The following is a 21,583-nucleotide window of genomic DNA, read 5'->3' on the forward strand; positions in this document are numbered from 1 at the left end:
CCCCGCGAGGACGCGATCGGCGCAGGCCAGGAGGGTCAGCCTGTCGGTCGCCGTTAGGGTGGCTTATCGTGCGCCCCGACTTCCCCCACGGTCCCCATGGCACCGAAGACCTTGAAGGTTCCGGCGGTCTCGAAGGCGTCGGAGACCCCGACGGTTCCGGCGGTCTCGGAGCCGTCGAAGACCCCGACGGTTCCGGCGGCTCCGAAGGCGCCGATGTTCCTGTTCGCGTGCTCGTCGTCGACGATCAGCCTGTCGTGCGTGCCGGGTTCGCGGCCATCGTCGACGCCGAGCCGGATCTGACGGTCGTCGGGGAGGCCGGTGACGGCGCCTCGGCGGTGGTGCTCGCGGGACGGCTCGACCCGGACGTCGTCCTGATGGACATCCGCATGCCCGACATGGACGGCCTCACCGCGACGGGCCTCCTGACGCGGTCCGAGCGGCCGCCCCGGGTGCTGGTGCTGACCACCTTCGACCTCGACTCGTACGTCTACGAGGCCCTGCGCGCCGGCGTCTCCGGCTTCCTCCTGAAAGACGCCCTGCCCGCCGAACTTCTCACCGGCATCCGGGTCGTCGCCGCGGGCGAGGCGATGCTGGCCCCCGCGGTCACCCGCCGTCTGATCGACGTGTTCGCCGGTGACGCCCCCGCCCCGCCGACCGTCACCGCCGAGCTGCTCGACGCCCTGACCCCGCGCGAGCGCGAGGTCCTCTCGCTCGTCGCCGCCGGGCTCGCCAACGCCGAGATCGCCGAACGCCTCGGCGTCACCACCGGCACCGTCAAGACCCATGTCAACGCCTTGCTGACCAAGCTCGGCGTCCGCGACCGCGTCCAGGCCACGATCCTCGCGTACGACACCGGCCTGGCCCGACCGAAGCCGCTGCGCTGAGCTCGACGTACGGTATGGGCATGGGAGCGAGGGAGACGTCGCTGGTGGGCCGGGTGCGCGCCGCCGACGCGAACGCCGACGGCGGGGGGATGTGTCCGCAGCGTCTGGTCATGGAGCACGTCACCAGCCGCTGGGGCACCCTGGTCCTGATCGCGCTGCTGGAGCGCTCGTACCGCTTCGGCGAACTGCGCCGGGAGATCGGCAGGGTCAGCGAGAAGATGCTGACGCAGACCCTGCAGACCCTTGAGCGCGACGGGCTGGTCCACCGGGACGCCAAGCCGGTCATCCCGCCCCGCGTGGACTACTCCCTCACCGACCTCGGCCGTGAGGCGGCCGACCAGGTCCGCAGCGTCGCGCTGTGGGCGGAGCGGCGGATGACGGCGATCCAGCGGGCCCGCGAGGAGTACGACTCCGAGAAGTCGTGACCCTTACCGGGTCCACGCCCGGCCGGAACTCATGCCCGGCCGGAACTCACGCGCTCTGGGGGCCGGGGCTGCCGAGGAGTTCCGAGGCGGTCTGGAGCGGCGTGAGAGCGTACTGCGGCACCGCTTCGGGGTGGTCGTGGCAGGTGAAGCCGAGGCGGGTCATGGCCCGGACGACCTCGCCGCCGGTGAAGTCGCGGCGGTCCTGCCGGGTGATGACCTCGCCCACCTGCTTCACGGGGTAGCGACGGCGGCCGATGGTCACGGACTCGCCGGTGATCGGCTCGGGCGCGATGCCCTTCATCGAGTCCAGCACCCCGTCCCTGGTCAGGTCGAACGGGTAACGGGCGATGACACAGCGCATGATGCCTCCCAGGGAGGAGAAGGGGACGGGGGAGCGGGGGCCCCGGGGGAGGGGCGAGCGGAGAAAGGAACGGGCGGGGTCAGGCCGCCGGGTCGGCGGCGGGGCGTTGGCGCGGCGCCGACCTGCGTCGGCCCGTACCCGCCTCCGCCGAGGACCGGCCGCCCTGGCCGCCGCGGCCACGGCTGCCCCGGGACGAGGAGGACGTCCCCGCGCGCCGCGGACGCTTCTCGGCGGGCGGTGCGGTGATGACGACCGGGACGCCGGACGGGGCCTGGGCGCCGGTGATGCGGCTCAGTTCCGCCTCGCCCGACCGGACCGGGGTGATCTGCGGGGAGATGCCGGCCGTGGCCATCAGCCTGCTCATGCCGCGCCGCTGGCCGGGGGTGACCAGGGTGACCACGCTGCCGGACTCGCCGGCGCGGGCGGTACGGCCGCCGCGGTGCAGGTAGTCCTTGTGGTCGCTGGGCGGGTCGACGTTGACGACGAGGTCGAGGTTGTCGACGTGGATGCCGCGGGCCGCGACGTTGGTCGCCACCAGCACCGTCACATGGCCGGTCTTGAACTGGGCGAGGGTCCGGGTGCGCTGCGGCTGGGACTTGCCGCCGTGCAGGGCCGCGGCGCGCACGCCGCTGTTGAGCAGGTGCTCGGTCAGCCGGTCCACCGCGTGCTTGGTGTCGAGGAACATCAGCACCCGGCCGTCGCGTGCCGCGATCTCGGTGGTCGTGCGGTGCTTGTCGCTGTCGTGGACGTGGAGCACGTGGTGCTCCATCGTGGTGACCGCGCCCGCGGACGGGTCGACGGAGTGCACGACCGGGTCGCTGAGGTAGCGGCGGACGAGCAGGTCGACGTTGCGGTCGAGGGTCGCGGAGAACAGCATCCGCTGGCCGTCGGTGCGCACCTGGTCGAGCAGTTCGGTGACCTGGGGCATGAAGCCCATGTCGGCCATCTGGTCGGCCTCGTCGAGGACGGTGACGGCGACGTCGCTCAGCCGGCAGTCGCCGCGGTCGATGAGGTCCTTCAGACGGCCGGGCGTGGCGACGACGACCTCGGCGCCGCTGCGCAGGGCGCCGGCCTGCCGGCCGAGCGACATGCCGCCGACGACGGTCGCCAGTCGCAGCCGCAGGGAGCGGGCGTACGGGGTGAGCGCGTCGGTGACCTGCTGGGCGAGCTCGCGGGTCGGGACGAGGATGAGGGCGAGCGGCCGGCGGGGCTCGGCGCGTCGTCCCTCGGTGCGGGCCAGGACGGCGAGGCCGAAGGCGAGGGTCTTGCCCGAACCGGTGCGGCCACGGCCGAGGACGTCACGGCCGGCCAGGGAGTTCGGCAGGGTCGCCGCCTGGATGGGGAACGGCACGCTCACGCCCTCGTGGCCCAGCGCGGCCAGCAGCGGCGCGGGCAGCGCGAGGTCGGCGAACGCCTCGACGGCGGGCAGTGCGGGGGTGATGGTCTTCGGCGGCGCGAATTCACCCTGGAGTGCGGCCGGGCGGCGTCCGTGACCGGAGGGGCGGCGTGAGGCGCTGCCTCCGTAACGGCTGCCCGTCGAACTCGCGAAACGGTCGTATGTGCGGTTATTTCGTGCACGATTCATGCAGAACCTTCCTTGTTGCGGGCGCGTGACAAGGAATTCCGCAGCTGGAAGAACGGCGCAGAGAATCGCGAGAACGAGCCGGAAACGGAGTATCGAGAGTGTGACTGCGGTGCGAGTGGAGAGAAAACGACGCGAGCTGGGGCCCGCACCCCAAGGTGCGGGCCCCAGCTGCGAAGTACGCGTCTGCGCCGATGATCAGGCGGTGACGATGATCAGGCGGTGACGATGTTCTCGGCCGTCGGGCCCTTCTGGCCCTGCGCGATGTCGAACGACACCTTCTGGCCTTCCTGGAGCTCGCGGAAGCCCTGGGCGGCGATGTTCGAGTAGTGGGCGAAGACGTCGGGGCCGCCGCCGTCCTGCTCGATGAAGCCGAAGCCCTTTTCCGCGTTGAACCACTTCACGGTACCGGTAGCCATGATGAATCTCCTTCGGGTCGGTGCTCACCCGTCGGAAAACCTCTAGGCAACCACAACTGCAACTGCGTCGACAGTAGCACGCCGTGATCGCGCGGGCCGAAAAAATAATTCTGAGTGATCTCCCGTTCCGGGAATATTCATCGCGGGCGTCGTCGATTTTGTGCTTCTTGCCAGTTCGCCAGAACTGATCACCCGGGTCCTGTTGTGAGTGTCACTCCCAGGTCTCCGGCTGTCGGCCCGGCGGAATAAGGTTGAAAGCGGGCAGATGCACACATACCTGTGCCTCGGTGCGGTGGAGAGCTCGACGAGAGCGAGATGAGCGGTCATGCAGGAGACGGGCCCGGTCCGGGACGTCGTCGACGAGGCGCTCACCGCGCGTGTCACCGTCGACGAGCATGGCGCCGTCACCGGGTGGAACGACGGCGCCGAAGCCCTGCTCGGATACCGGGCGGGCGACGTTCTGGGCCGCCCGGCCGGCGTCCTGCTCGCCGAGGCGCCCGCCGCACCGGAGGCGCCGCCGTTCGCCCAGCTGCCGAGGTGGCACGGGGAGCTCGTCCTCAGGCACCGGGACGGGCGGCGCGTGCGGGCCCGGGTGCTGGCCCACCACAGGATGCCGGAGTCCCCGGAGTCCGGCGGCGGGGAGTGGCTGGTGGTCTCCGCGCTGACCGGGCGCGAACCGGAGCCGGCCGACGAGGACCTGGTGAGCTGGAGCTTCACCCAGTCCCCGGCCTGTGCGCTGGCGCTGTACGACACCGGGCTGCGGCTGCGGCGCGCCAACGCCGAGATGGAACGCTCCACGGCCCTCACGGAGGGGGACATGCGCGGGCTGCGCGTGCCGGAGATCGTGGACATGGAGGAGGGCGAGCTGGCCGAGCAGGACATGATCCAGGCGCTGGCGACCGGTCGGCCGCAGTACCGCGAGAACTATCTGCGGACCGCCGGTGAGCTCCGGGAGCACGCCTGGTCGGTCGTCGTGGCGCCGCTGCTGGACGCGGGCGGCCGGACCCGAGGGGTCTGTCTCACCGCCCACGACATCACCGAGCAGTTCTGGGCCCGCAAGCGCCTCCAGTTGATCGCCGAGGCGGGCCGGCGCATCGGCAGCACCCTCGACGTGACGCGGACGGCCCAGGAGCTGGCCGACGTCGCGGTCCCCGACCTCGCCGACTTCATCAGCATCGACCTGCTGGCCTCCCTCGACGGCGGTGACGGCGGTGACGGCGGTGGCGGCGGCGCGGGAGAGGCGGAGTTCGCGGGCGCCGGGTCGACGGGCGGCTCGCTCGTGCTGCGCCGCGTCGCCCACCAGTCCGTGCTGCCGGGGATTCCCGAGGCGGCCGTCGCCCCGGGCGGGACGGACGAGTACCCGGAGGGCTCCCCGCCTGCCGAGAGCGTGCGCTCGGGGCGGTCCCTGCTGCACCGGATGACCGATCCCGAGGTCGTCGACTGGGCCGCCCGGCACCCGCTGCGGGCCGCCCGGATCCACGAGTTCGGCTTCCACTCGGTGATGACCGTGCCGCTGACCGCGCGCGGAGTCATCCTGGGCGTCGTCGTCCTCGTCCGGCACCGGCACCCCGACGCGTTCCAGCGGGACGACCTCGTCCTGGCCGAGGAACTGGCCGCCCGGGCGGCCGTCTGCATCGACAACGCCCGGCGGTACACCCGTGAACGCGGCACGGCCGTCACCCTGCAGCGCAGCCTGCTGCCGCAGCGGCTGCCGGATCAGGTCGCGGTGGAGGTCGCCTCCCGCTACCTCCCGGCCGGCGCCCGGGCCGGGGTGGGCGGGGACTGGTTCGACGTGATCCCGCTGTCCGGGGCGAGGGTGGCGCTGGTCGTGGGCGACGTCGTGGGCCACGGCATCCACGCCGCGGCGACCATGGGACGGCTGCGCACGGCCGTCCGCACCCTCGCCGACATCGATCTGCCGCCCGACGAACTGCTCACCCACCTCGACGACCTGGTCGCCCGCCTCGCCGGCGACGGCCACGGCTCCGACTGGGCGTCCGAGACCACCGGAGGCGGGAGCGGCATGCTCCTCTCCTCGGGCGGCGTCGGCGCGACCTGTCTGTACGCCGTGTACGACCCCGTCTCGCGCCGTTGCACGCTCGCCCGGGCCGGGCATCCGCTGCCCGTCGTGGTGAGCCCGGACGGCACCGTCGAGCTGGTCGACCTGCCGAGCGGGCCCCCGCTCGGCCTGGGCGGACTCCCCTTCGAGGCGGCCGAGATCGACCTGCCGGAGGGCAGTCTGCTCGTCCTCTACACCGACGGCCTGATCGCGTCCCGGGACACGGACGTCGACGACGCCGTCTCCCGGCTGTGCCAGGCGCTCACCCGCCCCGCCGCCTCCCTCGACGTCCTGTGCGACTCGGTTCTCGGCGCCACGCTCCCGCACCGGCCCACCGACGACGTGGCCCTGCTCGTCGCCCGCACCCGGGCGCTGGACTCCACCCGGGTCGCGGTCTGGGACATCGCCCCCGATCCCGCCGCCGTCGCCGAGGTCCGCAAGAACGCCGTCGGACAGCTGGACCGCTGGGGTCTGACCGACGCCGCGTTCGTCACCGAGCTGGTCGTCAGCGAGCTGGTCACCAACGCCATCCGGCACGCCGAGCCGCCCGTCCAGCTCCGTCTGATCCACGACAGAAGCCTCATCTGCGAGGTCTCGGACGCCAGCAGCACCGCACCCCACATGCGCCGCGCCCGCTCCTACGACGAGGGCGGCCGGGGCCTGCTGCTGGTCGCCCAGCTCACCCAGCGCTGGGGAACCCGGCCCACCGCGACGGGCAAGACGATCTGGGCGGAACAGGACGTGCCCTCCGGGACGCCGTGACGACTGTGCGGGCCGTGACGGCTGTGCGGGCTGTGCGGGCTGTGCGGGCTGTGCGGGCTGTGACGACTGTGCTCACGGTCGGCGACGCCCCCGGCGCCGACCTGGCCGTACACGAGAAGTACGACACCCCGCCCGCCCTGCTCGACCCGGCTCTGCGCCGCCGCGAACCGAGAGATCGCACCTCCCGGAACGGACGCCCCGCCCCCTTCACTGCCGGGCGTCGCGGATGCTGGCCCTGGCCGCCGCTATGAAACCGCGCAGGGCGTCCCAGAAGGCGTGGTAGGTCGTGTCGTAGTCGGGGCTGTACACGGCGGAGGCTTTGGCCATGGCTTCGATGGCGACGTAGACGTCCTTGGAGGCCGCCTCCAGACGGGCGGCCGCCAGGGAGACCTCGTCCGGGCCCTCCAGGTTCGCCGTGTGGATGGCCAGGGTCATCTCGGCGTGGAGTCGGAGATGCTGACGCAGGACCTCGCGCAGCGCTGATGTGCGTGCTGCCGGGTCCGGCAGTTCCACCGCGGGCAGGACGCCGAGGAACGAGTCGCCGACGATGTGCGACTTGTGGACGACCTGGACGTAGGCGGACCGGCGCGACGCCCGTACGTTCTCCGCCTGCTGTGCGGCGCGAGCCGTCTCGGCCTGGATCTTCGCGGCCCGTGTGCTGCCCCGGTTGCCCACCCAGCTCGCCAGGATCGCGGTGGCTCCGGTGAGTGCGGCGACGAGGAATCCCAAGTCCGGCATGGGGGGATGGTGCCCCCCTACGATCGGCGGAACCGTTCCTAGGGACTGAGCGGGAGTGAGTCCTGTTGCCAGGATCGCTGTTGCTCGGCCGTGTGCCCCGAACGGTGTTGGGCACGCTGGTCGCCCGCTTTCGCTCCGCTGCCGGGCGGCATGCATCTGGTGCGTGGTCCGGGGATGCGGGGGCGGGGTTCCTCACGCTCGCGGGTTCCCGGTGGGGCCTGGGCGGTCCGATGCCCCTGCTCATCGCTCTGGTGAGCAGGGGGCGGCGCCGTCCGTCGCCGGACCGGGTGTCCGAGGGCGCGTCGCCCGATCGCGATGCTCGCCGCATCGTGCCGGGAAACCTGTCGGTTGCTGCTGGTGAGGGGCTGCTGCCAGTGCTGAGCGCCCCACCGGGAGGTGTAGGCCGGATCGACCGCCACGACGGCGATGCCCTGCTCGGCGGCCATCGACGCCAGGCGTGCCTTCAGCCTGGCGGTGGGGAAGCGGGAGATGAGGCGGCGGAAGCGCTTGTTGCGGCCGTGCTTCTCCCGGCAGCGGCCGTCGGCGAAGTCCAGATCCTCGATGGCGACCGCGGCGGCGCCGGTGTGGCGGGTGTGGTGCAGCAGCCGGGTCAGGGCGTGCCGGATCTGCGCGTCCCGATGAGCGGTGGAGCCGGACAGGTCGTAGAAGAAGCGGCGGGGCTCGCCCACCGGGTTGCCGTGGACGTCGAGGCGCCAGGCGGCGAGGTGGTCGTCGTTCATGTCGACGCCGACCACGCCCCGGGCCAGGGCCGCGTCCAGCGGCAGGACCGGGGCGGGGGCGCGCTGCCAGGAGGCGGTCACATACCACCGGCCGCGTACCGGGTCATGGTGGATGCGGTAGGCCACCGCACGGTTGTCGGTGATCCGGTCCAGCCACTCCACACCCCGGTGCCGGAAGGCGACGGCCGCGTCCAGCACATACCGGCCGTGCGGAGCGTTCGCCAGACGGGCGAGCGCGGCGGGGAGCTTGATCGAGAGCTGCCCGGTGTCGGTGACGCGGATCGTCTCGTTGCCGAAGCGTTTGCCCGACTCCCCGTCGGCGGTCAGGAACATCCGCGCCGCCCGCCACCGCTCCCGCCACACCTCCCGGCTCAGGCTGGCCTGTTCCAGGTGGTGGCGCAGCCGGGCGAGCTGCTTGCCCCCGCGCACCACATGGACCCGGCCCGCCGCCCAGTCCGCCTCCACCCCCGCCAGCCGATCTTGCAGCGCGTGCAGACGGCGGGACTTGGCATGCCACTCCGACCGCGAACCGTAACCGCGTGCCAGTCCGGCCCGCTTGTCGGCCTTCGCCCCCAACGGACGCGCCAGCCTGGCCTGAACCGAGGCGATCTGCCCGCGCAGCCACGCCATCTCAGCGGCCTGCCCGCGCCGGGCCAGCGCCCACTGGTCGTGTGTGGCCTTGGTGACGCTGCCCGCCCACCTGGCCGAGGAGACCCCGGTCAGCTCCCGCTTGCGCACCGCCCACGCGCCGGCATCATGCCCAAGCCCGTGGCGGGAACGCACCACCAGATCCCCCGTGGCCAGTGAGCCCAGGAACATCCCGACCTCGGCCAGCACCGCCGCATCCGTCTGCGACACCCGCAGCCGCGCCCGGACCGCGACCCCCGCGGGACCGGGCACCACGAACGACGCCGCCACCTCCCGCAACCCGCCCAACCCCGCCACCCCCTGTCGCTCGAGACCGCCCCGAAGAAACCGTCACCGCATCCAACGAGCACCCCCCCCGCGAAGGTCACGCATTCGATGCGAGAACCCTCGTTCCCCCTTGAACAGCCGCCGCACACCCCTGAACAGCCGCCGCACACCCCCTAAAGGACGCCGGGACTCACTACCGCTCACTCGAACGCACCTGTTCGCGCTCCAGCGGCAGCAGCTCCAACCCCTCGGTCCGGGGAGCCGCCTCGGTCCGGGGCGCCCTTCAGTCCGGGGCGCCCCCCAGTCCGGGGCGCCCCTCAGTCCGGCCCCCGCGTCTCCGCCGCGCGGCGGGCCAGGGCGTCGAAGACCACCGCCGTGTACAGCACCCCACCCGTGATCATGAACTGGACCGGGGGGTCCAGGCCCAGCAGGGCCATGCCCGAGGCGATGGACTGGATGATCAGCACCCCCAGCAGTGCGGACCACGTCGAGCCACGGCCGCCGAACAGGCTGGTGCCGCCGATGACGGCGGCGGCGATGGCGTTGATCAGCAGCATGCCCGAGCCGGGGACCTGGCTCGCCGAGGTGAGCCGCGAGGCGACGAACAGGCCGCCGACCGCCGCCAGGGTCCCGGACACCATGAACACCGAGATCCGTACGCGCGTCACATCGACGCCGGCCCGCCTGGCCGCCTCCTCGCCGCCGCCCAGCGCGAGGACCTGCCGGCCGTAGGGCGTGCGGCGCAGGAAGAGGTCCGAGACGACGAGGACGCCGAGGAAGATCAGGAGCGCCAGCGGCAGGCCCTCGAACCGGCCCAGTACGTAGACCGCGGCGGACGCGGCCACCGCCAGGAGGGCCGTCCGCGCCCAGATCTCGCCCGTCGGCCGGTACGGCATCCCGGCGGCGCCGCGACGCCTGCGCTCCCGGTAGGAGGTGAGGAGGTACGCGGCCGTGGCGAGCGCCGCCAGACCGTAGGTGACGCCGGGCGAGCCGAAGTACCGGCTGGTCAGCGTGGCGACCAGCCCGTTCTCGCTGAAGTTGATGGAGGTCTCCGTCCCCAGCAGGATCAGCATCAGGCCGTTCCAGGCCAGCAGGCCCGCGAGCGTGACGACGAACGCGGGCACGCCGATCTTGGCGAAGGAGAACCCGTGCACGGCGCCCGCGGCCGTGCCGCAGATCACCGCGATGATCACGGCGAGCCATTCCGGCATCCCGAGGTTCACGTTCAGCGCGGCGAACACGGCGCCCGCCAGGCCGGCGAGCGAGCCCACCGACAGGTCGATCTCGCCGATCAGCAGCACGAACACGATGCCGACGGCGATCATGCCGGTCCCGACGATGTCCACGCTGAGGACGGACAGGTTGCGCGGCGAGAGGAAGTTGTCGTTGAGGCCCTGGAAGACGATCCAGGTCACGGCGAGAGCGAGCAGGGCCGGGGCCGGTCCGAGCGCCCCTTCGGGCAGCCTGCGGCGAACCGCACCGGCGTACGCCCCGAGCCGTCCGGCGTACCGCCGGCGTCCGTCGGCGCGCGCCCCGGGCCGCCTCCCCCTCATGGCCATGCTTCCTCCGGGCGTGTCGGGCGGTGGGAGGCGGCGTTGTCGGCCGCTCCGGTGATGGAGGCGATGATCTGCTCCTGCGAGGTGGTGTTCACGTCGAACAGACCGTTGTTGCGGCCGAGGCGCAGCACGGCGACCCGGTCGGCGACGGCCTTGATGTCCCCCATGTTGTGGCTGATGAGGAGCACCCCGAGGCCCTGGTCGCGCAACTCCTCGATGAGGTCGAGGAGTTGACCGGTCTGTTCGACGCCGAGGGAGGCGGTGGGCTCGTCGAGCAGGAGCAGCCGGGGCGAGCCGAGGAACAGCCGGGTGATCGCGACGACCTGCCGCTGGCCCCCGGACAGCGTGGCGAGCGGCGCCCGCACGTCGGGTATGCGCACGGACAGGGTGTGCAGCAGCTCGCGGGTGCGGCGCTCCATCTCCACCTCGTCGAGGACGCCGAGCCGGTGGATCTCCCGGCCGAGGAAGAGGTTGCCGACGACGTCGAGGTTGCCGCACATCGCGAGGTCCTGGTAGACGGTCGCGATGCCCAGGACCTGGGCGTCCTGCGGGCGCCTGATCTGGACGGCGCTGCCCTGCCACTCGATGACGCCCCGGTCGGCGGGGCCGACCCCAGAGATCACCTTGACCAGGGTGGACTTGCCGGCGGCGTTGTCGCCCACCAGGGCGACCACCTCCCCGGCCGCGATCTCCAGCTCGACGTCCACCAGCGCCTGGACGGCGGCGAACCGCTTGGAGACGCCGCGCAACGCCAGCAGCGGCTGACCCGGCACGGGGCCACCTCCTCCGGTGGGGCTCATCAGATGAGTCCGGCCTTGGCGCACGCGGACCGGAGTTGCGGAGGGCAGATCTGCTCGATCGTGTACATACCGTCCTTCACCAGAGTGTCCTTGATGGTGTCGACCGTCACCGACACCGACGGGAGCAGGACCGCCGGGATGTCCTTGGTGGTGGCGTTGTCGACGGTGCCGGTGGCGATGGACGCGACCGACTCGCCGCGCCCCAGGGCGACGGCCATCTCGGCGGCGGCGTCGGCGGCGGGCTTGAACGGCTTGTAGACGGTCATGTACTGGTCGCCCCGGACGATGCGGCGCACGGCCACGAGGTCGGCGTCCTGGCCGGTGATCGGGGGCAGCGGCCTGACCTCGGTGGCGTTGAGGGCGGAGACGACCGCGCCGGCGAGGCTGTCGTTGGCGGCCAGGACGCCGTCGATGTTCTCCGCGCCGAGGGCGGCCACGGCGCTCTTCATGTTGACGAAGGCGTTCTCCGGCCGCCAGCCGACGGTGTCGTACGACTTGCCGATCTTCACCTTGCCCTTGAGGACGGAGAGCGCCCCCTGCTTGAACCAGTCGGCGTTGGGGTCGGTCGTGGCGCCGTTCATCATGACGATCTGTCCGCCGCGCGCCTTCGCGCCCATGCCCTTCAGCAGCGCCTCACCCTGAAGTTTCCCGATCTTCGCGCCGTCGAAGGTGACGTATCCGGAGATCGGCCCCTGCGCGAGCCGGTCATAGGCGACCACCGGAATGCCGGCCCGGTGCGCGGCCTCGACCGAGGGGCGCAGCAGCTGGGGGTCGACGGCGGCGATGATCAGGACGTCCACGCCCCTGGTGATCATCGACTCGAGCTGCTGGCGCTGGACCGCCGGGTCGGGCGTGGCGGCGAAGGTGGTAGCCGGGCAGTGCGGGCACAGCTCCTTCAGCCGCTGCTCGATCAGGGGCTTGTCGAACTGCCCGAAGCGCGAGGCGCCGCCGCCCGGGAGCAGCAGGCCGACGGTGAGACTGTCGTCGCCGCCCGACCCGCCCCCGCCGCAGGCGCCGGCCAGCGCCACGCCGGCGGCGACCGACACCGCCACGGCGGCACGGGTGAGGGACCTGCCCATCAGAGCCGGAAGGCTGACACGGACACCCATGCTTCGGTCCTTAGAAAATTCGCCCGTTTTCATCATGTATCGGACGTCTGCTGTCCAGCGTAGCCAAGGCACCGGAGGCAGGCGCAGAACCGGCGCGGGGTCGGTGACGAACGGGTGGCCCGCACCGTCCGCCGTCTCTCGCGGGCGGCGGAGCACCCGCCGACTCCTGGGTGATCGAGGGTCGGGGACGATCCTTGGCCTGCTCCCCGGTGGAACCTCGGACATCTGTTCGTCATCAAGCAGGGGGAACGGGCTGATGATCACGGACGAACACGGGGTGGCGCGCGGTGGACAGGCGAATCAAGGGGGCGGCGTTGGCCTGTCTGCTCCTCACGACGGTCTTCACGGCGGGCTGCTCGGCCGCGACGCCCAAGGCGTCCTCCGAGGACTCCTCGCCTTCCGCCACCCCGCACTCCTCCGCGTCCGCCCGCCCGCGCGGCGACGCGGGCGCACCGGGCGGCGCCGCGGCGGCCTACCGCAAGTGGGGGATCAAGCCGCTGGCGGCGCCGCCCGCGGCGCCCGCGACCAAGCCGGTGGCGCAGACGGCCGCCGGCAGCGGGGTGCCGGTGATCAGCGACATACCGACCAAGGAGAAGATCGTCTTCCTCACGTTCGACGACGGGGCCGAGAAGGACCCGAAGTTCGTGACGATGATGCGGGAACTGAAGATCCCCTTCACGATGTTCCTGACGGACGCCGCCATCAGCGCGAACTACGGCTACTTCAAACCGCTGCAGAGCCTCGGCGGCCCCGTCCAGAACCACACGCTGACCCACCCGAACATGCGCACCCTGAGCGCGTCCGCCCAGAAGGCGGAGATCTGCGGCCAGCAGAAGAAACTGAAGGACGAATACGGCGCCGCGCCCCGGCTGTTCCGCCCGCCCTACGGCAACTGGAACGAGGACACCCGTGCCGCCGCGGCATCCTGCGGGATAGAGAAAATCGTCCTGTGGCGCGAGTCCATGCAGATCAAGAACATGCAGTACCAGCGCGGCGACAAGAAGCTCCACCCGGGCGACATCATCCTGGCCCACTTCCGCGGCCCGTCCGAACTCAAGGGCACGACGATGACCGAGATGACGGCGAACATGCTCCGCCACATACAGGAACAGGGCTTCACCGTCGCTCGCCTGGAGGACTACCTGTAGTTCGCGGCGATACGTCCGATATGCGGGTGTGTGCAGGTCTTCATGCCTGCGTACCCGGGTACCCGGCGTCGTGCGGAACGTCCGCCAGTGAGGAGGAGACGATGAGCACGGTGAAGGAAGCAGTGGACGTCGAGGTCCCCGTCCACACCGCCTACAACCAGTGGACGCAGTTCGAGGAGTTCCCGAAGTTCATGGAGGGCGTCGAGGAGGTGCGGCAGCTCGACGACCGGCACAACCACTGGACCACCAAGATCGGCGGGGTGCGGCGCGAGTTCGACACCGAGATCGTCGACCAGCAGCCGGACGACCGGATCACCTGGCGGGTCGTCGAGGGCGACACCCGGCAACGGGGATCGGTCAGGTTCGAGCGGCTGGACGACACCCACACCCGCGTGGAGCTCACGATGGACGTCGAGCCCACCGGCATGGCCGAGAAGGGCGCGGACGCGCTCGGCATGATCGACCGCCGGGTCAAGGGAGATCTGCACCGCTTCAAGGAGTACGTCGAACAGCACGGCGGAGAGAGCGGCGCATGGCGGGGACGCATCCGGCCCGGGGACCCCGGTCCCGTCCTCTGACACCGGAGCCGACGCCCGGAGCTGACGCCGGAGGGGGTCAGCTCCGGGTGAGACCGGCGGCCGTCTCCAGCAGCAGGGCGTGGACGAAGGCCTGCGGGAGGTTGCCGCGCAGTCGCCGCTGGGCGATGTCGAACTCCTCGGCGTACAGACCGGACGCCCCGCAGGCCCCGCGGCTGCGTTCGAACCAGCGGTGGGCCTCGACCGCGCGGCCCTGCCGGTGTTCGGCCAGCGCCATGACGAACCCGCACAGCAGGAACGCTCCCTCGGCCTCTTCCAGGGGGCGTTCGTCGTGACGGAAGCGGTAGAGGAAGTGGTCCTCGGCCAGCCGGTCGCGGCAGGCGGCGAGGGTGGCGCGGGTGCGCGGATCGTCGGCGGGCAGGGCGCCGCGGACGGCGGGCAGCAGCAGGGCCGCGTCGACCGAGGGGTCGTCCGGGGCGCGCTGCCAGTGGCCGTCGGGGTGCACGCAGTCGGCGGCGGTGGCGGTCAGCAGGGCGCCGGCGAGCCGCGCGCACGTGTCGGCCAGGGGGTGACGGGGCGCCGCGGCGGCCAGGGCGCGGAGCCCGGCGACGCAGGTGAGGCGGCTGTGGGTCCACCGCCGGGCCGCCAGCTCCCAGATCCCGGCGTCCGGCTCACGCCACCGTTCGGCGATGGCCCGTACCGCCAGTTCGGCGGCCTTCCAGGCGTCGGCGTCCAGGCGGTCCGCGCGCTCGGCGGCGGCGAACAGCAGCAGCGCCTCGCCGAAGCAGTCCAGCTGGAACTGGTCCGACACATGGTTGCCGACCCGGCTGAAGCCGCCGGGATAGCCGGGCAGGTCCAGCTCCCGCTGCCGCGGCACCGCGTTGCCGTGCACGGTGTAGGCGGGGGCCAGACGCGGGCCGTCGGCGGCGAGCCGTTCGCTGACGAACCGGACGGCCGCGTCGAGGAGGTCGGGGGCGCCGGCGGCGGCCGCCGCCTGGCCGGCGTAGCTCTGGTCGCGGATCCACACGTACCGGTAGTCGTAGTTGCGGCCGGCCTCCGCGCGTTCGGGGAGGCTGGTGGTGGCCGCGGCGACCATGCCGCCGCCGTGGCCGGTCAGCCCCCGCAGCACGGCGTAGGCGCGCCGGGCGTCGCCGACGGCGATGGTGTCCGTCAGCGGGGGCGCCGCCGCGCGCCAGGCCCGCTCGGTCGCCGCCCACGCCTCGTCGGCGCGGGGGAGCGGGCGGGGCAGCGGGGAGGCAGAGCACTCCAGGACGAGGTCGCGGGTGTCGCCGGGCCTGAGCAGGAGGTCGGCGGTCAGGCCGGCCGCGTCGGCGGTGGCTTCCGGGACGCCCTGCCAGCGCAGGCGATGGTGGCCCGAGGCGAGGTGCCAGACGCCGTCCTCGCCGCGGTGCGGGGAGGCGGCCGGGGCGCGGCCGTAGTCGGCGTGCGGGTCGAGGACGACGCGGACGCGGGCCGGTGCGTCGACGGCGCTCAGCTGCCGCAGCAGGATCAGCCGGTTGGGCTCGCCGGGGAAGGCGAGGGCGTCCCGGCACTCGACGACGCCTTCGGTGGTGACCCAGCGGCTGCGCCAGATCAGCGTGCCCTCCTCGTAGTAGCCGCCGGGGACGTGACGGGCGCGCGGGGTGACGGCGTAGCCGCCCCGGCCGCCGATGAGGGAGGCGAAGACGGCGTCGTCGTGCCAGGTGGGGGAGCACAGCCAGGTGACGGCCCCGTCAGGCCCGACGAGCGCACCCCGCTCGCCGTCGGCGAGCAGCGCGTAGTCGTGCTGCGCATGCGGCGGGAAGGACATGGACTTCATGGGTGTCGCTGCCTCCTGCTCTGTCAGTTTCAGTCGCCCCACCCGATACGGCCGGGCCCGCTCGGTGTCGAGGGTGAGGCCCGTTCCACGGTCGGGGTGCCGCTCATGTGTCGTCCTGTGCGCCGGGCCGGTCCGCGCGGTGGCGGTGACCGGGCAGGAACTCCTGCACCTTGGCCTTGAAGCCCTGGCGGACCACGTCCGCGCGGTCGCTGTCGCCCTTGAGGATCGAGGTCGCCGCGGCCTCGATCTGGTCGAGGGTCGCGTGCGGCGGGATCGGCGGCACGGCCGGGTCGGTCACGAAGTCCAGGACGCAGGGCCGGTCGGCGGCCAGCGCGGCCTCCCACGCGCCCACGACGTCGCCGGGCTTCTCGACCCGGATGCCGTCCAGTCCGAACAGGCGGGCGACGTCGGCGTAGGCGATGTCGGGGATCGACTGGGAGGGCAGGAACTGCGGGGCGCCCTCCATGGCGCGCATCTCCCAGGTGACCTGGTTGAGGTCCTGGTTGTTCAGGACCGCCACGACGAGCCGAGGGTCCGCCCACTCCCGGTAGTACTTGGCGATGGTGATCAGCTCGGCCATGCCGTTCATCTGCATCGCCCCGTCGCCGACGAGGGCGATGGCCGGACGGTCGCCGTGCGCGAACTTGGCGCCGATCGCGTACGGCACCCCGGGCCCCATGGTGGCGAGCGTGCCGGACAGCGAGCCGCGCATGGCGCCGCGCAGCTTCAGGTGCCGGGCGTACCAGTTGGCGGCCGAGCCGGAGTCGGCGGACAGGATCACGTTCTCCGGCAGCAGGTCGTTCAGCGCGTGGACGACGTACTCGGGGTTGACCGGGTCGGCGTCGACCGCGGCGCGCCGTTGCATGATCTCCCACCAGCGGGCGGTGTTCTTCTCGGTCTGCTTGCGCCAGCTGTGGTGCTTCGACGTCTTGAGGAGGGGCAGCAGGCGGGTCAGGGTCTCGCGGGCGTCGCCGACGAGGTTGACCTCGAAGGGGTAGCGCAGGCCCACCATGTGCGGGTCGATGTCGATCTGCACGGCCCGCGCCTGCTCGAACTCCGGCAGGAACTGGGTGTAGGGGAAGGACGAGCCGATGACGAGGAGGGTGTCGCAGCGGATCATCAGCTCGTACGACGGCCGGGTGCCCAGCAGGCCGATGGAGCCGGTGACGTACGGAAGGTCGTCGTCCAGGGCGTCCTTGCCGAGGAGTGCCTTGGCCACGCCGGCGCCGAGCCGGTCGGCGACCGCCATGACCTCCTGGCGGGCCCCGCGGGCGCCCTGCCCGACGAGGACGGCGACCTTCTCGCCCGCGTTGAGGACCTCGGCGGCGCGGGCGAGGTCCTCGTCGGCCGGCACCGGCGCGTAGTGCGGCATGCCGAGGCTGGAGGGGACCATCTTGAAGGCGTGGCCGGGCGGCGAGTAGTCCAGTTCCTGCACGTCGGCGGGGATGATCACGGCCGTGACCGAGCGGCGGGCCATCGCGGTGCGCATCGCCCGGTCCAGCACGTTGGGCAGCTGCTCGGGGACGGTGACCATCTCGCAGAAGTCGGAGGCGACGTCCTTGTACAGGCTCACCAGGTCGACCTCCTGCTGGTAGGAGCCGCCCATGGCGCTGCGGTTGGTCTGCCCGACGATCGCGACGACGGGCACGTGGTCGAGCTTGGCGTCGTACAGACCGTTGAGGAGGTGGATGGCGCCGGGCCCGGAGGTGGCGGCGCACACGCCGACCCTGCCGGAGAACTTGGCGTAGCCGACGGCTTCGAAGGCCGACATCTCCTCGTGGCGGGACTGGATGAACCGGGGGTTGTCGTCGGCGCGGCCCCAGGCCGCGAGCAGGGCGTTGATGCCGTCGCCGGGGTAGGCGAAGACATGCTCCACTCCCCACTCGCGCAGGCGCTCGAGAATGTGGTCGGAGACCTTCTGCGACATGTTCGAAGACCTTTCCGGGGTTGCGTTCGGGGCGGTCGGGACGTTCGGGCCGGTCGGGGACGTTCGCCGGGGACACCCCCTAGGGGCGGTGCAGGGAGCGCAGGGCGGCTCGGCCGGCCGCGGTCGCGGCGGCCGACGTGAGGGCGGCGGCGCCCGCGGCAGTCGCCCAGCGGGCCGCGCGGGAGGGCTGGTCGGGGCGTACGGCCAGGCGTTCGGGGTGCTCGCCGGGGAGGGGGCCGTCCAGGCCGAGGGCCAGTGCTTCGGCCAGGTGCAGGGCCCGCCGTCCGGTGCCGCCCTGTTCGATCTGGGTACGGCAGCTGAAGCCGTCGGCGAGCAGCAGGCTGTCGGGGGCGGCGGCTCGGACGGCGGGCAGGACGCCCTGCTCGGCGACGGCCACGGAGACCTCGTGGTGGCCGCGTTCGAAGCCGAAGTTCCCGGCGAGGCCGCAGCAGCCCTCGTCGAGGACGTCGGCGTGCAGGTGGGCGCGGCGCATCAGCTCGCGGTCGGCGTCGAACTTCATGATCGCGTGCTGGTGGCAGTGGGTCTGCACGGTCGCGTGCCGGGCCAGCCGAGGGGGGCGCCAGTCGGGGGGCGCGTGCTGGACGAGGTGCTCGGCGAAGGTGCGGACCTGACCGGCCAGCCGCTGCACGTCCTGGTCGGCGGGCATCAGCTCGGGGGCGTCGGAGCGGAAGACGGCGGTGCAGGACGGTTCGAGGCCGATGACCGGGGTGCCCGCCTCCAGATAGGGCCGCAGGACGTGCAGGGTGCGGCGCAGCACCTTGCGCGCGACGCGCAGCTGGCCGGTGGAGATCCAGGTCAGGCCGCAGCACACCGGCTCGGTGGGCACGGCCACGCGGAAGCCGGCGTTCTCCAGGACGCGGACGGCCGCGACGGCGATCGAGGGGTGGAAGGAGGAGGTGAAGGTGTCGGGCCACAGCACGACCGTGGCGGGGTCGGCCGGGTCGGGTTCCTCGGCGTAGGCGTGCCGCTGCCACCACTGCGGGAACGACCGGCGGGCGAACACGGGGGCCTGCCGGGCCTCGTCCACGCCGGCCAGCCACTTGCCCGCCCGCGCCAGACCGGGCGCCTGCAGGGCGCTGTTGACCAGCCCGGGGGCGACCCGGGACAGATGCGCCCACAGGGGGAGCCAGCCCATGGAGTAGTGGGCGGCCGGGCGCATCCGTCCCTCGTAGTGGTGGGAGAGGAACTCCGCCTTGAGGGTGGCCATGTCGACGCCGGTCGGGCAGTCCGACTTGCAGCCCTTGCAGGCCAGACACAGGTCGAGCGCGTCGTGCACCTCGGTGGAGCGCCAGCCGTCCGTGACGGCCGAGTCGGCGTGTCCGTCGAGCATCTCGAACAGCAGCCGGGCCCGGCCGCGGGTGGAGTGCTCCTCCTCCCGGGTGACCCGGTAGGAGGGGCACATGACGCCGCCGGAGTGGCCGCGGCAGTTGCCGATGCCGACGCAGCGCAGCACCGCCCGGTTGAAGGAGTGGTCGTCCTCGGGGAAGCCGAAGTGCGTCGTGGGAGTCGCCGGCCGCCAGGCGGGTCCGAGGCGCAGCTGCCCGTCGACCGGGTTGGGGTGGACGACCTTGCCCGGGTTCATCCGGTTCCCGGGGTCGAACAGCGCCTTCAGCTCGCCGAACGCGCCCACCAGCCGCTCGCCGAACATACGGGTGAGCAGCTCGCCCCGGGACTGCCCGTCGCCGTGCTCGCCCGACAGGGAGCCGCCGTGGGAGACGACGAGGTCGGCGGCCCGCTCCAGGAAGCGCCGGAAGCGGGCCACGCCGTCGGCGGTCCGCAGCCCGAACGGGATGCGGGTGTGGACGCAGCCCTGTCCGAAGTGCCCGTACAGCGACGGGTGGTCGTAGTCGAACTCCTCGAACAGCCTCTTCAGGTCCCGCAGGTAGTCGCCGAGCCGTTCGGGCGGGACGGCCGAGTCCTCCCAGCCCTCCCAGGTCTCCCGGTCGTCGGGCGGGCGGGCGGTGACGCCGAGCCCGGCCTCGCGGGCCTTGAGCATCCGCTGTTCCCGCTCGGGGTCGTCGGAGAAGGCGACGTCGCGGTCCTTCTCGGTGCGGCCGAGGGCGCGCAGCAGCGCGTGCGCCTGCTCGTCGACGGCCTCCTGGCTGTCGCCGCCGAACTGCAGCATCAGCCAGCTGTCGCCGTCGGGCAGGGTGTTCAGGGACGCCAGGTAGGCGCCCTCCTCGCGCATCAGCTCGGCCATGCGCCCGTCGAGGGCCTCCAGCTGTCCGGGGGCGCAGTGCTCCAGCAGCCGGGGGACGTCGTCGGCGGCGGCGCAGATGTCGTCGTAGCCGAGGACCAGCAGCGACTGGTAGGCGGGCGCCGGCACCAGGTCGAGCTCGGCGTGCAGGACGGTCACCAGGGTGCCCTCGCTGCCGACCAGCGCCCTGGCCACGTCGAAGCCGTTCTCGGGGAGGAGGGAGTCGAGGTTGTAGCCGGAGACCCGGCGGGGGATCTTCGGGTAGCCGCGCCGGATGTCGGCGAGGTACTCGGCGACGAGGCCGTCCAGCCCGGCGTACAGCTCGGCGCGGCGGCCGCCCTCGGCGGAGATCCGGGCCCGCTCGGCCTGTGACGTCGGTCCGACCCACATGCGGGCGCCGTCGTAGGTGAGCACCTCCAGGCGGCGCACGTTGTCGACGGTCTTGCCGTACGCCTGCGCGGAGGAGCCGCACGAGTTGTTGCCGATCATGCCGCCCAGGGCGCAGTGGCTGTGCGTCGAGGGCTTCGGCCCGAACTGGAGTCCGTGGTCCGCCAGCCGCCGGTTGAGCGCGTCCAGCACGATGCCCGGCTCGACCACGCAGGTCCGGGCGTCGGGATCGACGGACACCAGCCTGTCGCAGTACTTGCTCCAGTCGATCACCACGGCCGTGTTCGTCGACTGGCCCGCGAGGCTCGTGCCGCCGCCCCGCGACAGGACCGGGGCGTCGAACCGGGCGCACACCCGCACGGCCTGCGCCGCCGCCTCCACCGAGCGCGGCGCCACGACGCCGATCGGCACCTGACGGTAGTTGGAGCCGTCGGTGGCGTACGCGCCCCTGCTTCCCGCGTCGAACCTGACCTCGGCGTCCACCTCCGCGCTCAGCGCCGCCGCCAGCCCGTTGCGACTCATCAGAGGGGACCGCCTTCCCGTGGACGCTGATGCCGCTCCCGGGTACCCGGCCTCGAGGAGTGCAAGAGTGCGTTTTCCGAGAAGTCGATCTCCTTCGCCGTGGTGATCCGGGCGTCCATGTTGAGCTCCATCATGTCCAGCGCGGCGGATCCCAGCCCGGGACGGATGGAGGCGACGGCGTCCTTGGGGACCGTGACCCCCAGGTGGCGGATGTGCGCGTCCAGGGCGGAGTACAGGACGCACTGCTCGGTGACCTGGCCGCTCAGCACCACGTCCGCGACGCCCAGACGCCACAGGAGATAGGCCAGGGGCGTCTCGTAGAAGACGGAATGGCGGGCCTTCACCACGAAGAGCGACGCGTCGTCGGGCCGGATCGGCTCGATCAGGTCGGCGTGCGGCCGGGACAGCGCGGCGTCCACGAGTTCCCCGTGGTGGGAGCGCCACAGCCCGAAGTTGTCGTTCGCGTAGATCACCGGCACGTCAGCCTCGCGGGCCCGGCCGATCAGCTCCGCGAGGACGGGCACGATCCGCCGGACGGACGGCACCAGGACCTCGGCGTCCTCGTGCTCGTAGGTGTTGATCATGTCGATCACGACGAGAGCGAGCCCCGTCGTGTCCTTTGACTGCTCCACCACGGCTCACCGCCCATCCGGCGCTGTCGGCGCTGTCAGTGCTG

Annotated in this window: 17 protein-coding genes; 5 read left to right on the top strand and 12 right to left on the bottom strand. The window is 72.4% G+C overall.

Annotated elements, in window-relative coordinates:
• Window positions 1–227 precede the first annotated feature (227 nt).
• Entirely contained in the window at window positions 228–884 is a 657-nt protein-coding gene (locus ACIBAF_RS35360; RefSeq protein WP_399468466.1) for a response regulator, read from the top strand.
• Window positions 885–904: 20 nt separating this feature from the next.
• Window positions 905–1,309 (top strand): winged helix-turn-helix transcriptional regulator, encoded by a 405-nt coding sequence (locus ACIBAF_RS35365; protein WP_399468370.1) that lies wholly within the window; start codon window positions 905–907, stop codon window positions 1,307–1,309.
• Window positions 1,310–1,355: 46 nt separating this feature from the next.
• On the opposite strand, the gene ACIBAF_RS35370 is transcribed toward ACIBAF_RS35365, so the two are convergent.
• The 3 genes from ACIBAF_RS35370 to ACIBAF_RS35380 form a co-directional block, all read right to left on the bottom strand.
• Window positions 1,356–1,670 (bottom strand): SCO5918 family protein, encoded by a 315-nt coding sequence (locus ACIBAF_RS35370; RefSeq protein ID WP_399468372.1) that lies wholly within the window; start codon window positions 1,668–1,670, stop codon window positions 1,356–1,358.
• Window positions 1,671–1,749: 79 nt separating this feature from the next.
• Window positions 1,750–3,255, bottom strand: coding sequence for a DEAD/DEAH box helicase (locus ACIBAF_RS35375; RefSeq protein ID WP_399468374.1), 1,506 nt, complete (start codon window positions 3,253–3,255; stop codon window positions 1,750–1,752).
• A 212-nt stretch (window positions 3,256–3,467) separates the two neighbouring features.
• A complete protein-coding gene (locus ACIBAF_RS35380) occupies window positions 3,468–3,671 on the bottom strand; it encodes a cold-shock protein (RefSeq protein ID WP_020113641.1) in 204 nt (67 codons plus the stop codon).
• A 325-nt stretch (window positions 3,672–3,996) separates the two neighbouring features.
• Here ACIBAF_RS35380 and ACIBAF_RS35385 point away from each other — a divergent pair, with 325 nt between their 5' ends.
• Complete coding sequence (locus tag ACIBAF_RS35385; RefSeq protein ID WP_399468376.1) at window positions 3,997–6,492, top strand: SpoIIE family protein phosphatase; 2,496 nt, start codon at window positions 3,997–3,999, stop codon at window positions 6,490–6,492.
• A gap of 207 nt (window positions 6,493–6,699) precedes the next feature.
• On the opposite strand, the gene ACIBAF_RS35390 is transcribed toward ACIBAF_RS35385, so the two are convergent.
• The 5 genes from ACIBAF_RS35390 to ACIBAF_RS35410 form a co-directional block, all read right to left on the bottom strand.
• Complete coding sequence (locus ACIBAF_RS35390) at window positions 6,700–7,230, bottom strand: hypothetical protein (protein WP_399468378.1); 531 nt, start codon at window positions 7,228–7,230, stop codon at window positions 6,700–6,702.
• Window positions 7,231–7,268: 38 nt separating this feature from the next.
• Window positions 7,269–8,915, bottom strand: a complete 1,647-nt coding sequence (locus ACIBAF_RS35395) for an IS200/IS605 family accessory protein TnpB-related protein (protein ID WP_399468380.1) — start codon at window positions 8,913–8,915, stop codon at window positions 7,269–7,271.
• Between the two features lie 287 nt (window positions 8,916–9,202).
• A complete protein-coding gene (locus ACIBAF_RS35400) occupies window positions 9,203–10,444 on the bottom strand; it encodes a sugar ABC transporter permease (RefSeq protein WP_399468382.1) in 1,242 nt (413 codons plus the stop codon).
• A complete protein-coding gene (locus ACIBAF_RS35405) occupies window positions 10,435–11,214 on the bottom strand; it encodes an ATP-binding cassette domain-containing protein (RefSeq protein WP_399468384.1) in 780 nt (259 codons plus the stop codon). Before ACIBAF_RS35405 ends, ACIBAF_RS35400 begins: the two co-directional genes overlap by 10 nt.
• 26 nt (window positions 11,215–11,240) lie before the next feature.
• A complete protein-coding gene (locus ACIBAF_RS35410) occupies window positions 11,241–12,350 on the bottom strand; it encodes a sugar ABC transporter substrate-binding protein (protein WP_399468386.1) in 1,110 nt (369 codons plus the stop codon).
• Window positions 12,351–12,637: 287 nt separating this feature from the next.
• On the opposite strand from ACIBAF_RS35410, the gene ACIBAF_RS35415 reads away from it, so the two are divergent.
• Both ACIBAF_RS35415 and ACIBAF_RS35420 read left to right on the top strand, forming a co-directional pair.
• Window positions 12,638–13,498, top strand: a complete 861-nt coding sequence (locus ACIBAF_RS35415) for a polysaccharide deacetylase family protein (protein WP_399468388.1) — start codon at window positions 12,638–12,640, stop codon at window positions 13,496–13,498.
• A 101-nt stretch (window positions 13,499–13,599) separates the two neighbouring features.
• Window positions 13,600–14,076 carry an SRPBCC family protein gene (locus ACIBAF_RS35420; protein WP_399468390.1) on the top strand — a complete coding sequence of 159 codons (477 nt, stop codon included), beginning with the start codon at window positions 13,600–13,602 and terminating at the stop codon, window positions 14,074–14,076.
• 37 nt (window positions 14,077–14,113) lie between these two features.
• Here the strand turns inward: ACIBAF_RS35420 and ACIBAF_RS35425 are convergent, their stop codons facing one another.
• The 4 genes from ACIBAF_RS35425 to ACIBAF_RS35440 form a co-directional block, all read right to left on the bottom strand.
• Window positions 14,114–15,853 (bottom strand): glycoside hydrolase family 15 protein, encoded by a 1,740-nt coding sequence (locus ACIBAF_RS35425; protein ID WP_399468392.1) that lies wholly within the window; start codon window positions 15,851–15,853, stop codon window positions 14,114–14,116.
• A gap of 103 nt (window positions 15,854–15,956) precedes the next feature.
• A complete protein-coding gene (locus tag ACIBAF_RS35430; protein WP_399468394.1) occupies window positions 15,957–17,780 on the bottom strand; it encodes a thiamine pyrophosphate-requiring protein in 1,824 nt (607 codons plus the stop codon).
• A gap of 79 nt (window positions 17,781–17,859) precedes the next feature.
• Window positions 17,860–20,907, bottom strand: coding sequence for an FAD-binding and (Fe-S)-binding domain-containing protein (locus tag ACIBAF_RS35435; protein ID WP_399468396.1), 3,048 nt, complete (start codon window positions 20,905–20,907; stop codon window positions 17,860–17,862).
• A complete protein-coding gene (locus ACIBAF_RS35440) occupies window positions 20,907–21,539 on the bottom strand; it encodes a cysteine hydrolase family protein (RefSeq protein ID WP_399468398.1) in 633 nt (210 codons plus the stop codon). The genes ACIBAF_RS35435 and ACIBAF_RS35440 overlap by 1 nt, the downstream gene beginning before the upstream one ends.
• Window positions 21,540–21,583: the final 44 nt, after the last annotated feature.

Origin of the sequence: Streptomyces sp. NPDC051677, from assembly GCF_044453465.1 — a bacterium.
Lineage (GTDB): Bacteria > Actinomycetota > Actinomycetes > Streptomycetales > Streptomycetaceae > Streptomyces.

Excerpts from the sequence above, each read along its gene's own strand:
- ACIBAF_RS35365 (WP_399468370.1), top strand. The coding sequence starts at position 905 with ATGGGAGCGAGGGAGACGTCGCTGGTGGGCCGGGTGCGCGCCGCCGAC.
- ACIBAF_RS35380 (WP_020113641.1), bottom strand. The coding sequence starts at position 3,671 with ATGGCTACCGGTACCGTGAAGTGGTTCAACGCGGAAAAGGGCTTCGGC.
- ACIBAF_RS35400 (WP_399468382.1), bottom strand. The coding sequence starts at position 10,444 with ATGGCCATGAGGGGGAGGCGGCCCGGGGCGCGCGCCGACGGACGCCGG.
- ACIBAF_RS35385 (WP_399468376.1), top strand. The coding sequence starts at position 3,997 with ATGCAGGAGACGGGCCCGGTCCGGGACGTCGTCGACGAGGCGCTCACC.
- ACIBAF_RS35435 (WP_399468396.1), bottom strand. The coding sequence starts at position 20,907 with ATGAGTCGCAACGGGCTGGCGGCGGCGCTGAGCGCGGAGGTGGACGCC.
- ACIBAF_RS35420 (WP_399468390.1), top strand. The coding sequence starts at position 13,600 with ATGAGCACGGTGAAGGAAGCAGTGGACGTCGAGGTCCCCGTCCACACC.
- ACIBAF_RS35410 (WP_399468386.1), bottom strand. The coding sequence starts at position 12,350 with ATGGGTGTCCGTGTCAGCCTTCCGGCTCTGATGGGCAGGTCCCTCACC.
- ACIBAF_RS35425 (WP_399468392.1), bottom strand. The coding sequence starts at position 15,853 with ATGAAGTCCATGTCCTTCCCGCCGCATGCGCAGCACGACTACGCGCTG.
- ACIBAF_RS35375 (WP_399468374.1), bottom strand. The coding sequence starts at position 3,255 with ATGAATCGTGCACGAAATAACCGCACATACGACCGTTTCGCGAGTTCG.
- ACIBAF_RS35370 (WP_399468372.1), bottom strand. The coding sequence starts at position 1,670 with ATGCGCTGTGTCATCGCCCGTTACCCGTTCGACCTGACCAGGGACGGG.
- ACIBAF_RS35390 (WP_399468378.1), bottom strand. The coding sequence starts at position 7,230 with ATGCCGGACTTGGGATTCCTCGTCGCCGCACTCACCGGAGCCACCGCG.
- ACIBAF_RS35430 (WP_399468394.1), bottom strand. The coding sequence starts at position 17,780 with ATGTCGCAGAAGGTCTCCGACCACATTCTCGAGCGCCTGCGCGAGTGG.